Origin of the sequence: Streptomyces sp. NRRL S-455 (assembly GCF_000717875.1) — a bacterium.
Taxonomy (GTDB): Bacteria; Actinomycetota; Actinomycetes; order Streptomycetales; family Streptomycetaceae; genus Streptomyces.
Genome location: NZ_JOCT01000021.1, coordinates 180,414 through 193,412, shown reverse-complemented (window position 1 = coordinate 193,412; position 12,999 = coordinate 180,414). Strand labels below are relative to the sequence as shown.

The 12,999-nt window shown below is 72.3% G+C and carries 11 protein-coding genes and 1 pseudogene; 9 read left to right on the top strand and 3 right to left on the bottom strand.

Translation table 11 applies throughout. The annotated features are described in order from the left end of the window. Positions 1-53: 53 nt before the first annotated feature. From IE97_RS0126195 to IE97_RS0126160, 8 genes and pseudogenes are all read left to right on the top strand, one after another. A complete protein-coding gene (locus IE97_RS0126195; RefSeq protein WP_030245360.1) occupies positions 54-341 on the top strand; it encodes a DUF4190 domain-containing protein in 288 nt (95 codons plus the stop codon). A gap of 596 nt (positions 342-937) precedes the next feature. Beyond that, on the top strand, positions 938-3,037 hold the full coding sequence (locus tag IE97_RS0126190) for a bifunctional polysaccharide deacetylase/glycosyltransferase family 2 protein (protein ID WP_030245356.1): 2,100 nt from the start codon (positions 938-940) through the stop codon (positions 3,035-3,037). Between the two features lie 387 nt (positions 3,038-3,424). Beyond that, complete coding sequence (locus IE97_RS0126185) at positions 3,425-4,519, top strand: LCP family protein (RefSeq protein WP_324608022.1); 1,095 nt, start codon at positions 3,425-3,427, stop codon at positions 4,517-4,519. Between the two features lie 209 nt (positions 4,520-4,728). After that, positions 4,729-5,301 (top strand): annotated as a pseudogene (locus IE97_RS0126180) (RNA polymerase sigma factor); the annotation flags it as partial. A gap of 101 nt (positions 5,302-5,402) precedes the next feature. After that, the gene (locus IE97_RS43500; protein WP_030245347.1) at positions 5,403-6,212 is read left to right on the top strand and encodes a hypothetical protein; all 810 of its coding nucleotides are present in this window, start codon (positions 5,403-5,405) and stop codon (positions 6,210-6,212) included. Between the two features lie 85 nt (positions 6,213-6,297). Beyond that, positions 6,298-6,489: a putative ATP-grasp-modified RiPP gene (gene tgmA, locus IE97_RS0126170; protein ID WP_030245345.1), complete on the top strand. Its 192-nt coding sequence runs from the start codon at positions 6,298-6,300 to the stop codon at positions 6,487-6,489. Positions 6,490-6,503: 14 nt separating this feature from the next. Further along, positions 6,504-7,436, top strand: a complete 933-nt coding sequence (tgmB, locus tag IE97_RS0126165) for an ATP-grasp ribosomal peptide maturase (protein ID WP_030245343.1) — start codon at positions 6,504-6,506, stop codon at positions 7,434-7,436. 77 nt (positions 7,437-7,513) lie between these two features. Further along, positions 7,514-9,493 (top strand): protein-arginine deiminase domain-containing protein, encoded by a 1,980-nt coding sequence (locus tag IE97_RS0126160; RefSeq protein ID WP_078603375.1) that lies wholly within the window; start codon positions 7,514-7,516, stop codon positions 9,491-9,493. Positions 9,494-9,552: 59 nt separating this feature from the next. Here IE97_RS0126160 and IE97_RS0126155 read toward each other — a convergent pair whose 3' ends face one another. Next, a complete protein-coding gene (locus tag IE97_RS0126155; RefSeq protein ID WP_030245340.1) occupies positions 9,553-9,978 on the bottom strand; it encodes a DUF1707 SHOCT-like domain-containing protein in 426 nt (141 codons plus the stop codon). Between the two features lie 87 nt (positions 9,979-10,065). On the opposite strand from IE97_RS0126155, the gene IE97_RS0126150 reads away from it, so the two are divergent. Next, positions 10,066-10,650 (top strand): TetR/AcrR family transcriptional regulator, encoded by a 585-nt coding sequence (locus IE97_RS0126150; protein WP_030245338.1) that lies wholly within the window; start codon positions 10,066-10,068, stop codon positions 10,648-10,650. 59 nt (positions 10,651-10,709) lie between these two features. On the opposite strand, the gene IE97_RS0126145 is transcribed toward IE97_RS0126150, so the two are convergent. Both IE97_RS0126145 and IE97_RS0126140 read right to left on the bottom strand, forming a co-directional pair. After that, on the bottom strand, positions 10,710-11,906 hold the full coding sequence (locus IE97_RS0126145; RefSeq protein WP_030245336.1) for an NAD(P)/FAD-dependent oxidoreductase: 1,197 nt from the start codon (positions 11,904-11,906) through the stop codon (positions 10,710-10,712). 95 nt (positions 11,907-12,001) lie between these two features. Beyond that, positions 12,002-12,949, bottom strand: coding sequence for an RNA polymerase sigma-70 factor (locus IE97_RS0126140; RefSeq protein ID WP_030245334.1), 948 nt, complete (start codon positions 12,947-12,949; stop codon positions 12,002-12,004). Between the last annotated feature and the right edge of the window lie 50 nt (positions 12,950-12,999).

Here is a 12,999-nt window from a genome sequence, read left to right as displayed (position 1 = left end):
GTAAGGAGAGTGCGGCCCGTTCGGTCCGTGCAACCGACAACCGGGAGTATCCAATGACGAGTTACGGCAGTTCCCCTGCCGCTTCCTCCGGATCGCGCACCAACGGCCTGGCGATCGCGAGCCTCTGCTGCGGCGTCGTCGGACTGATCTTCCTGAACATCATCCTGGGCCCCCTGGCCATCATCCTCGGCGCCGTCGCCCGCCGCCAGGCAGCGGTCAAGAACGGCGCCGGCATGGCGAAGGCCGGCATCATCCTCGGCGTCGTCGACATCGTCCTCTGGCTCGTACTCCTGGCCGTCGCCGCCAGCAACGGCGGCTTCAGCTGGTACGTGGGCGGCTAGCGGCCACCCGGCGGACACACGACGAACGGGTGGGCACCGGCGAGGGCGGGTGCCCACCCGCACCAGTGGCCGAGACGCCGATCCGGCGGCCGTCGCCGGCATGAGTGTGAGAAGCGGCGCACCCGGGATGCGCCCGCGTCACCGGCCGGACCGGGTGGCTGAGAACCGCCGTTGAGGCAGGCCCGCAGCCCTCGGAAGGCCGTCTTCGGCAAGGGCACATGTGAAGACACACTGCGCCGCACCCCACCACTCCAGCGCACCGGCGGCGCCAAGTGTCACACCCACCGCCACAGCCAATTGCTCAGCTTGTTTCCGGCACACTCACAGGATTGGCTGTGACTACACTCGCCGCCCATGCAGGAGCTCGCCCCACAGACAAACCGCAAGAAAACGTGCCCTCGTCCATCGGGCCTCGACGGCGCCGACCAGCATGTGGAGAGAGTGTGGCGGGTGGCCGAAACCGTCGCCCTCACCGTCAGACCGGTGCCCTCGGACGATGCGCTCGGGCCTGCTCCCGGCGACGCACACGGAGGAAGCCGCGGCCGCACAACAGGCCCTGATGCGGCTGTGATTAACGCCATACCCGGGACGGCTGCGTGAGCCGCACGGCACAGCGTCGGCACGCCCGTTCCCGTGACCCCCGCGGACACTGGCGGCTGCTCGCCCTGACCCTGCCCGTCATCTTCGTCACCTTGCTCTTCGAGGGCTGGACCATCCACGAGGTGGACGCCGCGAAGGCACGCCGCCCGTGCACCAGCCCCGTGCCCAGGTCCGTGGACGAGAGCGGCCCGGTCCTGCGCGGTATCGACGGGGACAAGGTGTCGTCCGCCGCGGCACCACCGCGCACCGTCGCCCTCACCTTCGACGGCGGACCCGATCCCGAGTGGACCCCCCGGCTGCTGGATCTGCTGCGCGAGCACCACGCGCACGCCACCTTCTTCGTGTTCGGCGCCCAGGCGGCACGCCATCCGGACCTGGTCCGGCGGATCCTCGACGAGGGTCACGAGATCGGCTCGAACACCTACACGGGAGCCGACCTCGGCTCCTCGTCGCGCGTGCGCTTCGGGATGGAGCTCGGCCTCACCCGGAAGACGCTCGCGGGCACGGCGGGCATCCGCACCGGCCTGCTGCGGATGCCGCTGACCACCGAGGTGGACACGCTGTGCGGCGCCGAGTGGCAGGCCGCCCGGAAGGCCGCCGCCGACGGCTATGTGCTGGTCGCCGCCGACCGTCCGACGCGTGATCCGGCGCGGGGTCTGATCCGCCAGTTCAGCCAGACGGAACTGGCGTACGACGAGGCGAAGAAGCTGCTCGACGACCCGCGCGCCGACCGGTTCACCACCGTGACGGACGCGGTCGGCATGCCGCCCGCCGACACCCGGGTGTCCACCGCCGAACGGTGGCAGGGCAAGGTCCTGAACTGGGCCGTGGCGGCCGGAAGTACGTTCACGCACGTCATGACCTGGGTGCTGGTCGTGGCGGGAGCGCTGGGCCTGCTGCGGCTGCTGTCGCTGGTCTTCTTCGCCCGCGCCCATGTCCGGCGCCTCACCCGCCCACGCCCCGGCGCGCCCTGGCTGCGGGAGGTCAACGCCCCGGTGACGGTGCTCGTACCCGCCTACAACGAAGAGGCCGGCATCGAGTCCACCGTCCATTCGCTGCTCGCCTCCACGCACCCGTACCTCGAGGTCATCGTGATCGACGACGGCTCGACGGACCGGACGGCGGACCTCGCCACGTGGATCGACGACCCCCGGGTCCGGGTGATCCGGCAGCCCAACTCCGGCAAGGCCGCCGCGCTCAACACCGGTCTGGCCAACGCGTCCCACGAGATCGTGGTGATGGTCGACGCCGACACCGTCTTCGAGCCCGACGCCCTGTTCCAGCTCATCCAGCCGCTCGCGCACCCGGCCGTCGGCGCGGTCAGCGGCAACACCAAGGTCGGCAACCGCCGTGGACTGCTCGGCAGATGGCAGCACCTGGAGTACGTCTTCGGCTTCAACCTCGACCGTCGCATGTTCGAGGTGCTGGAGTGCATGCCGACGGTCCCCGGCGCCATCGGCGCCTTCCGCCGGGACGCGCTCATGGGCGTCGGCGGGGTCAGCGAGGACACCCTCGCCGAGGACACCGACCTCACGATGGCCCTGTGGCGGGCCGGCTGGCGGGTGGTCTACGAGGAGTCGGCCATCGCGTGGACGGAAGTACCGACCTCGCTGCGGCAGTTGTGGCGGCAGCGCTACCGGTGGTGCTACGGCACCCTGCAGGCGATGTGGAAGCACCGCCGGGCCGTCGTCGAGGTGGGCGCGGCCGGTCGCTTCGCCCGCCGCGGGCTGAGCTACCTGGCCGTCTTCCAGGTGATCCTGCCGCTGCTGGCGCCGGTCGTCGACCTCTTCGCCGTGTACGGGGCGCTCTTCGCCGACCCCCTACAGGCGACGGGCGTGTGGATCGCCTTCCTCGGTGTCCAGCTGGTCTGTGCGGCCTACGCCCTGAGACTCGACGGCGAGCGGCTGCGGGCGCTGTGGTCGATGCCGTTCCAGCTCTTCGTCTACCGGCAGCTGATGTACCTGGTCGTCATCCAGTCCGTGGTCGCCCTGCTGCTCGGCACCCGGCTGAAGTGGCATCGCATGCAGCGCTCCGGCACGGCTGCCACCCAGCAGCTCAGGAATCCGGTCGCCGAACGACAGCTGTCATCGAGGTGATGAAAGGTGGTCCATCCCATGAGTGACGGGCCGGGCGGGTGGCCCGGAAGCGACCGGCAGCACGAGAACGAGGAGGCACAAGGGCATCGGGTGATCACGGGACAGGTGTGGCAGAGCGGCACCTCTCCGCTTCAGGCGCCCGCCCGGCCGTACGAGGGGTACATCGTCGGGCCGTACCCGTACGGAAGTTCCGACGGTGCCGGCCTCGGGCCCTACCCGTACGGCAGTCCCGACGGTGCCGGCCTCGGGCCCTACCGGTACGGCAGTCCCGACGGTACCGGCCTCGGGCCGTCTCCGTATCCGGCTCCCGCTCCTTACCCGGCTCCGGCTCCGGCGCCGACTTCGGCTCCGACCGCGGCTCCGACTCCGGCTCCGGCGCCTGTGCCCGTGGCTGTGCCTGTGCCGAAGGCCGGCCCTGTCTACGAGCCGGGCCAGGACCGGGGCGAGGCCCACGACACCGGGCGTGGCGGTCACAGCACCAGCGTCCGGCCCCGCTGGGTGCGCCCCGGCCGGTTCCGCCGGGCCGTGCGCCTGCTGACGGCACTGCTGTGCGTACTGGCCCTCACCGGCGCGGGGACCTACGCCTGGGCCGAGGTCAGACTCGACAGGTCCGTCGACCTGGGCGGGATCGCCGACCGTCCTTCGCGGGGGAAGGGGACGAACTACCTCATCGTGGGCTCGGACGGCCGGGACGGCCTGTCCGAGCAGGCCAGGAAGGAACTGCACACCGGCACGGCCGGAGGCAGCCGCACCGACTCGATGATGCTCCTGCACACCGGCGCCCACGGCACCACGATGGTGAGTCTGCCGCGCGACTCGTGGGTGACCATCCCGTCCTACGTCGACCCGGACACCGGCAAGTCCCACCGGGCGGCGAAGAACAAGCTGAACGCGGCCTACTCCCTCGGCGGGCCCAGGATGCTCGTCCGGACCGTCGAACTGAACACGGGGCTGCGCGTCGACCATTACGCGGAGATCGGATTCGGGGGGTTCGTCGGCGTCGTGGACGCAGTCGGCGGTGTGGACATGTGCGTGGACCGGGACATCAAGGACCCGAAGTCGGGACTGGACCTGAAGAAGGGCTGTCACAACCTGACCGGCACCCAGGCGCTGGCGTTCGTCCGCCAACGGCACCAGGAGGCGGACGGCGACCTGGGGCGTTCCAGGAACCAGCGCGCGTTCCTCTCCGCCCTCGCCCGCAAGGCCGCCACGCCGGGCGTCGTGCTCGATCCGTTCCGCACGTACCCCGCCCTGAGCGCGGGGCTGGAGACCCTCGTCGTGGACGAGGACATGGAACTGCCGACTCTGTTCTCGCTGTTCCAGGCGATGAGGAGCGTCTCCGGAGGCACCGGCAGGCAGTTGAACATCCCCGTGGCCGGCGCGGCCGCCGGGAGCGCCCTGAAGTGGGACGACGCGAAGGCGAAGAAGCTCTTCGCCGAGTTGCGGAACGACCGGCCGGTGAGCATCGAGGAGGACGGCTGACCGGCCGGACCGGAGTGCGGGAAGAAGAGCAGTGGGGCGGCCGGGCTCCGTGCAGTGGACGGAGCCCGGCCGCCCCGTCCCTCTCCGTCCCACTCCCGGGGGGAGTCAGGAGCGGCACGGAGAGAGGTACGGGGGTCGTCATCGACACTCACACAGCGCACGGCCGGCGCGGAACGTCACCGGACACGGCACGAACGTGTGGGACGCCCCTGGGCGCGGCCGTCGCGCGGGCGCAGCAGGGCGACGAGGCGGCCTTCGCGGTCGCCTACCGGCTCGTGCAGCCCGGCCTGCTCGGCTATCTGCGCGGCCTCGTAGGGGACGACGCGGAGGACGTGGCGTCCGACGCCTGGCTGCAGATCGCCCGGGACCTCGGGCGGTTCAAGGGCGACGGGGCGGGTTTCCGCGGCTGGACGGCGACCATCGCCCGGCACCGGGCACTGGACCATCTGCGCCGGCAGCGCACGCGCCCCCGGCCGGGGGCGATCGAACAGGACGTCCTGGACCTGCCCGGCCGGCACAGCACCCAGGAGCAGGCCCTGGAGTCCGTCTCCACCGAGCGGGCCCTGGAATTGGTCCGCGGGCTGCCGCGGGACCAGGCGGAGGCCGTGCTCCTGCGCGTCATCGTCGGCCTGGACGGCCCCGCCGCCGCGCGCGTCCTCGGCAAGCGCCCCGGCGCGGTGCGCACCGCCACCCACCGGGGACTGAAACGCCTCGCCCGCCAGCTGGGCGTCGGGGCGGAGGCGGCGGAGAGTGTGACGGATGAGGCTTCCCGAACGCTGGGAAGTCGACATGAGTCACGACGGCGTCAGTGGACGGACAGACCGGCATCACGGCCCGGCCTTCCGGACCCCTCCAACAGCTCGGGCAGGAACGGACAACGGACATGGGTGATCGGCTGAGCCGCGACGCGGGCACAGGCCGTCGACGTGTGCATCCCGGCGACGCCGAGACCGGCCCCTGGGACCCGCGTGACGACACCGCGCTGCGGGCGGTGCTGGCCGCCGCCCTGCTCGCGGAGGACCTCGGCCCCGAAGCCGAGCAGCGGGCCGTGGCGGCCTTCCGGACCGCCCGCGACGCGGGGGTGCACCGAGCGCGTACCCGGCACCGGGACGACTGGCGGCCGCCCGCGGTGCGACGCACCGGGCGCCCGGTGAAGGCGACGTTCGCCGCTGTGTTCACCAGCATCGCTGTGGGCGGTGTCGCGGTCGCGGCCATCGGTTCGGTCGGTTCGTCCGCGAACGGCACCGGAGGCGGGACCGCGCATCCCTCGGCGACCGCTCCCGTCCGGCCGGGCGGAGAGGCGTCACCGGATCCCTCCGGCAGCCGGGGCCCCGGGGACGGCTCGTCCTCCGCCCTGGACGCCGAGTCCCACTGCCGCGCCTACGTACGAGGCAGGGAACGCGGAAAGACGCTCGACGCGACGGCATGGCGGCGGCTCGTCGCGGCGGCGGGCGGCGAGGGCGAGGTCGACGCGTACTGCGCCGAACGGCTGCCGCGGCCGACGGCCACGCCGAGCAGGGCCGGCGACACGGACGGGGCCGGCGACGCGAACGGGGCCGGGGACGCGGGCAGGCCCGGCGAGGGTGCCGCGGACGCCGGCACGGGCGGCACGGCTGGGAACGCCGGCGACCCCGGCGCGCCGGGCAACGGGAATCCCGGCAACGGCCGGACGGGCGAAGGCAAGGGCCGGTGACGATTCCGGCATCGGTTTCGGTGTGTAAGTAGTGAAGAAACTGAGCGCTGCCGGTACCGGCGATGTGGAAGAGACGAGGCTTCGAGTGCGACCGTTCACCCTCAACTACGCCTTGCCCAGGCCGCTTCCGACGGTGGTGACGCCCTACCGCTTCGACGATTCGCTCCAGCTGAACGTGCTTCCCGACGGCCGCCCGGCCGTCAGTGACCCGGAGCTCCTCCTGGCGGTCGGCACGACGGCGTCCACCGCCGGTTCCAAGACCCACTTCGACGACTGACGATCCGCGCCGGAATGACCGTACTGATCCTCACCGCCAAGGATGACGTCACCGCCGACATGGTGGTGACCAAGCTGCACGACGCGGCGGTGCCCGTCATGCGGCTGGACCCGGCCGACCTGCCGGTCAATACCGTGCTGTCCGCGCACTACACCCATGGCGACTTCGAGGGCCTCCTGTCGGCGAACGGGCACGTGGTCAGCATGGGGGGTCTGCGATCCGTGTGGGTGCGCAGACCCGGCGAACCGGCCGCGCACGCGGATGAGCCCTCCGCTTGGCTGACCGCCGAGACCCGCCAGGCGCTGTTCGGGATGCTCTACTCCGCCTCCGCCCGGTGGATGAACCATCCACGCGACGCCGACCGGGCCCGCCTGAAGCCCTGGCAGCTGAGGACCGCTCATCTCAGCGGCTTCGCCGTACCGCCGACCGTCATCACCACCTTGCCGCGGCTGGCACGGCAGTTCGCCGAGGAGTACGGGGAGGTGGTGGTGAAGTCCGCCTCGGGGCCGCCGCCCGGTGAGCCGGCGCTGGACCTGCCCACGACGCTGATCGGGCCCGACTCGGACTTCTCGGCTGTCGCGGCCGGTCCCACGCTGCTGCAGCGGTACGTACCCAAGCGTGCCGACATCCGTCTGACCTGCGTCAGCAGCCGGCTGTTCGCCGCGCGGAAGACCGCCGAGCCGGACCAGGTCGACGGACGCTACGGCGACACCGGGCACACCTGGGAGCCCGTCCCGGTGCCCGACCGGATCCGCAAGTCGGTGCGCGACTACGTCGACATGGCCCGGCTGGCGTACGCGGCCTTCGACTTCGCCGAGGACGAGGACGGCTTCTGGTGGTTCCTCGAGTGCAACCAGAGCGGCCAGTTCGGCTTCCTGGAACTGGAGACCGGGCAGCCGATCTCGGAGGCGGTCGCCCGGTGGCTGTCGCTGCCGGCACGGCGTTGACTCTGGCGGCGCAGTGAACGCACGGGCGCCGTTCCTCCTCTTGCACAGCGACACCCCCCAACTGAGAGGAACGCGCTGTGCGTCCACCTATACGCAGACGTTCACGCCTGTACCCGGTCGGGTCGGTCGTGCTGGCGCTGGCCGCGGCCGGATCCGTACTGGCGGGGGCGGCCGGTCCCGCTTCCGCCGCCGGGTCGCCCGTCCGTGCCGATCTCCGCGCCGATGTGAACCGTGACGGACGGGTCGATGTCTCCGGCAGCAGCGACAAGACCGGCGAGGACGGCTGGTCCGTCGGGCGCGGGGCCGTCTTCCTGCCCAACATCGACGACGACACGAAGCGCTGCCCCGTCACCGGCCCGGGCGGCAGCCCCCTGTCCGACGCCAAGCTGGCCGCCTGCAACGACGCCACGGACACGAAGGTCAACGGCAGCGCGGACGCCTCCGACCTCGCCCGGGTCCGTTCCGTGCCCATGCCCGGCCTCCCCGCGGGCGTCCAGGGCAGCCTGGAGATCACCGCGGGAGGCAAGCACGCGCGTCTCTTCGTCAAGCGCTCCGGCACGTGGGTCCTGGTGACGTCCGGGACCAGGCTGACCGCCGCCGAGCTGCGGTCCGGTGTGGAGTTCGGCGTCGAGGGCACCGACGTCGTGCGGGACAGCGCCAAGTGGGACGGGCGGACGGTGGTCCGGCTGACGGTGCAGGCCGGGAGCAGGTCCACGTCCGACTCCGTGACCCTGCGCGTCGCCCCCCTGCTGACCCAGCATCACCTGCAGAACACCCAGCAGGTGATGGTGACGGAGGTCCAGGGCGAGGGCCCGTACAGCCGTCTTCAGCAGAAGTTCGTCAGGGAACTGGCGAAGGAGGTCGAGAAGGCCGGGGTCACCACGCCCTTGGTCAAGTTCACGAAGTACGCCGACCCCTGGGCCCAGGACTTCGTCGAACCGGCCTACGTCAGCATGACCGGGCCGGGTGGTGAGCGGCAGGTGATGCGCGTGATGCTGCGTTCCGCCCAGCCGGACCGGGACGCCGGCCGGGAGCTGTTCGAGAAGGTGCGCGGCCGGGACACCGGCGTGGTGCAGGTGACCGACCCGGCGGAGCCCGACGACTGGTCGCTCAACTCCATGGGGAACCTGGAGACCATCCCGCCCCACGCGCACGGCGGGCGCTCGTTCCCGGCCGGGCGGATCATCATGGGGGAGCGCAAGGACAGCGGGGCACGCCCGTCGAAGGTGATGCGCACGCTGCTGAAGTCGCAGGGCATGCAGGACCCGCTGCTGCTGGACACGTCCTGGCTGGGCGTCGGGCACGTCGACGAGTTCGTGCAGTTCCTGCCGGCCGACACCCCGCGCGGCTGGCGCATCGGCGTCGCCGACCCTGAGGCGGGACTGCGGCTGCTGCGCGACGCCCAGGGCGCGGGGCACGGCCGGACGAAGATGTTCTCCGTGCCGGGCCGCAGTGACAGCCCGGCGCCCAAGGAGACCATCGACCAGGCGCTCGCCGACCGGCATCTGGTGGCCGACAACGAGATGGCGGCGCGGCGCATCGCGGCCAACCTGGAGATCCTCAAGCGCGAGACGGGCGTCACCGACGGCGAGATCGTCCGGGTGCCCGCGCTGTACACCCGTGACTCGGAGGCGTCGGCCGGCAGCGGGGAGGAGGTTCCCGTGCCGCGTCTGACCCGGATGGGCGCGGGCGCCGACCTCGTGGGCACGCTGAAGGACCGCGGGCAGCAGAAGTGGCTCGCGCAGAACCCGGCCGCCTCGCCCTCGGGGGCTCAGGCCCCGGCGACGGTGACGACCAGCGCCTATGTGCCCGGAGCGGTCAACGGCGTGCTGCTGGGCCGCGATCGCTATCTCGCCCCGCGTCAGTGGGGGCCCGTCATCGGCGGCAAGGACATCTTCACGGAGGCGGTCACCGCCGTGTACCGGCGGGCCGGTCTGAAGGTGTCGTACATCGACGACTGGTACACCTACCACCTCGGTATGGGCGAGGTGCACTGCGGCACCAACACCCTGCGGGACGCGTCGGGGGCGTGGTGGCGGCTTCCGGCGACAGCCTGAGCCAGGGCTTCCCTCCCCTCCCTTCGGGGAGGGGAGGGGCCCTTCGGGGAGGGGAGCCTTCAGTCCTTCGTGCCGTCCGCGTCCTCGCGGGGCCAGACGGCGAGGGCGATCAGCACGGCCGCCCACACCCCCAGCGGCGTGACCGGCCAGTAGTACGTCAGCTCTCCCTCCCGGGCGCAGCGCACGCCCCAGATCCCGGACATGATCACCGCCCCGCCGAGCCAGTAGCGCCACTCGGCCAGCCACTCGGCGAGGTCCTTGCGGTCCCGTTCCTGACGGGTCGGCGCGGGTGCGGGCAAGTCCGCTGTCAGCGCCGCGAGTTCGTCGGCGGTACGCGCCCGCAGAGCGCTGTCCGACCGGCTCTCGTGCTCGGACGCGTCCAGCCGCCCCTCGGCCAGCGCCGCCGCCAACACCTCCAGCGCCGCGTCGCGTTCACGGTCCGACACCCGCACAGCGGGCACGACCGGTTCCCCTCGGTCGTCCATCCCCGTCCCCCTTCCTGCACCGTGGAGGCGTTCAGCCTCGACAGCTTTTAGAATACGACCGTATCCTAAAAATGGGGAGCGTGACCGATGCCCAAGACCGTCGACAGAGAGGAACAGCGCCGGCAGATCGGCGCCGCCCTGCTCCACCTGGTCGCCGAACGCGGCCTCGACGAGGTCAGCGTGCGCACCGTGGCCGCCGCCACCGGGCGCTCCCCCGGCGCCGTGCAGAAGTACTTCCGCACCAAGGACGAGATGCTCACCTTCGCCGCCGAGCTGGCCGGTGAGCGCGTCGAGCGCCGGATGGCCGGCGTGGACACCGCACTGCCGCCGCGCCAGGCGCTGCGCGAGCTGATCCTGACCACGCTCCCGGTGGACGCGGACCGTCGCGCCGAGGCCACCGCGCAGCTCGCCTTCGCCGTCCACGCGGCGCACCACCCCCGCCTGGCCGCGATCCGGCGCCAGGTCGACCGGGACGTCCGTGAGGCGCTCGCCGCCTGGCTGGAGTCAGCCGGGCACGGCACGGACGCGGCAGCCGTCGCCGACGCCGTGATCGCACTCTCCGACGGCCTGGCCCTGCGCATGCTGTACGCCCCGCGGGAGCAGGAGCAGTTGCTCGTCGCGCTGGAGCGGGCGCTCGACGCGCTGGTCCCGGAGGACGGGCGGACGTCGTAGCCGCGCGGGCCGGGGCGCCGCCGCCCGCCGCACGCCGGACCGGAGCGACGGCGGTCGCCTCAGACCCTCGTGAGGGACGCCGGCGCCTCCGCCCGGGCGGCCTCCCGCACCACGCGTCGGCGCCGGGCCGGCGTCAGGAGCGGGTGGGCGACGCCCCAGGCCGCGCCCTTGCAGACCAGTTCCTTGTAGACGGCGGCGAGCCGCCCCGTCAGGGCCGCCCGGACGGCGCGGTCGTCGGCGGTGACGTACTGGATCAGGCCGTCCTTGCGTCCCAGCGAGATGCACTGGTTGAAGTAGCGCAGCGGCACGGTCGGGATCTTCCCGCCGGTCAGGCGTGCCGCGATGGCGTCGGCGGCCTGCCAGGCGGTGGGGATGCCCGAGGCGCACGACATCCGCAGCGGCTTGTCGCCGGGCCCCGTCACCATGGCCGCGTCGCCGACGACGTAGACGTCCGGGTGGGAGACCGAGCGCATGGTCCGGTCGACGACGATCTGGCCGGTGCCGGTCACCTCCAGGGCGGTGGCCCGTGCGATCGGGTGCACGGCGAAGCCCGTCGTCCAGACGGTGACGGCCGCCGGGATGGAGGAGCCGTCGGCGGTGGTGACGCGGTCGGCCTCGACGCCGGTGACATCGGTGTGCTCGTGCACGGTGATGTCCAGCCTGCCGACGACCTCGCGCAGGTGCGCGCGGCCCTTGTCGGAGAGCCAGTCGCCGAGGCCGCCGCGGGCGGCGAGGGCCACGTCGAGGTCCGGGCGGGCCTCGGCGATCTCGGTCGCGGCCTCCAGGCCGGTGAGGCCGCCGCCGACCACGACGACGGTCTGCCCTGCGTCCAGGCGGGCCAGGCGCTCGCGCAGCCGCAGCGCTCCGGGACGGCCGGCGATCTCGTGGGCGTACTCGGCGGTGCCGGGTACCCCCTGGTCGTTCCAGCCGCTGCCGAGGGCGTATACGAGGGTGTCGTACTCCAGTTCCTCGGCGCCGTGCTCGCCGGTGACGGCGACGGTCCGGCGCTCGACGTCGACGCCGGTGACCCGCGCGGGCTTCAGCTCGACGCCGGTTCCCGCGAACATGTCGGCGAAGGGCCGGGGCCTGAGGTCCTGGCCGGTCGCGAGCTGGTGCATCCGCACGCGCTCGACGAAGTCGGGTTCCGCGTCGACGAGGGTGATGGCGACGTCCTCGCGGCGCAGCCGCCTGGCGAGGCGTCCGGCGGCGGTGGCTCCCGTGTATCCGGCTCCGAGGACGATGATGCGGTGCTGCATGGCTTGGCTCTCCTGTCTCGAGCGGGTTCGCCACCTGAACCGGGCAGCCCGCGGTTTCCTGACAGGAAGACCATGTGACACGGGTCACATTGCGGTCAGAAGGCGCCGCGCAGCAGAGGTTCTCCGTGGTCCGCGGCCGCCCACCGCCTGGTCACGCGGTCGAGCTTGTCGGGGTTGACCTGGCTGCGGAACGCGGCGATGCCCTCGGGGGTGACCTCCAGGCAGGTGACGCCGACGACCCGGCCGTCGACGACCGCGACGATGGCGGGGTCGCCGTTGGCGGTGGTGGCGTAGACCTCGGGCGAGCCGCCGACCAGGGCCCGCTTGGCCTTGCTGGGCTTGAACAGGCCGCGCATGAACTTGGCGACCGCGAGAGCACCCTCGAACGCCTTGGCGCGGGCCGGGACCTTCCCGCCGCCGTCGCCGATGGAGACGGCGTCCTGGGTGAGCAGCTTCACGAGCGGCTCGGTCCGGCCGCTGGTGGCGGCCGTGAGGAACTCGTCGATGATCCGCCGGGCGGCGGTCTCGTCGACCTCGGTGCGGACCTTGCCGTCCGCGACGTGCTTCCTGGCCCGGTGGAAGATCTGCTGGCTGGACGCCTCGGAGATGTCCAGGATCTCGGCGATCTCCCGGTGCGGGTAGTCGAAGGCCTCCCGCAGCACGTACACCGCCCGCTCGTTGGGCGACAGCCGCTCCAGCAGGACGAGCACCGCGTACGACACGGACTCGCGCTGCTCGGCGGTGTCGGCCGGGCCGAGCATCGGGTCCCCGGCGAGCAGCGGCTCGGGGAGCCACTGCCCCACGTAGGTCTCACGCCGGGCGCGGGCCGAGGTGAGCTGGTTGAGGCACAGGTTGGTGAGGACCTTCGTCAGCCACGCCTCGGGGACCTCGATGCGCCCGGGGTCGGCGGCCTGCCAGCGCAGGTACGTCTCCTGCACGGCGTCCTCGGCCTCGCTCGCCGAACCGAGCAGACGGTAGGCGATGGCCTCCAGACGCGGCCTGGAAGCCTCGAACCGGTCCACGTCGTCCATGGTCAGGGCCATGGCAGGGAGCTGCAAGGCGGAGGAGGGAGTCGACGCGATGGGGGCGCCCC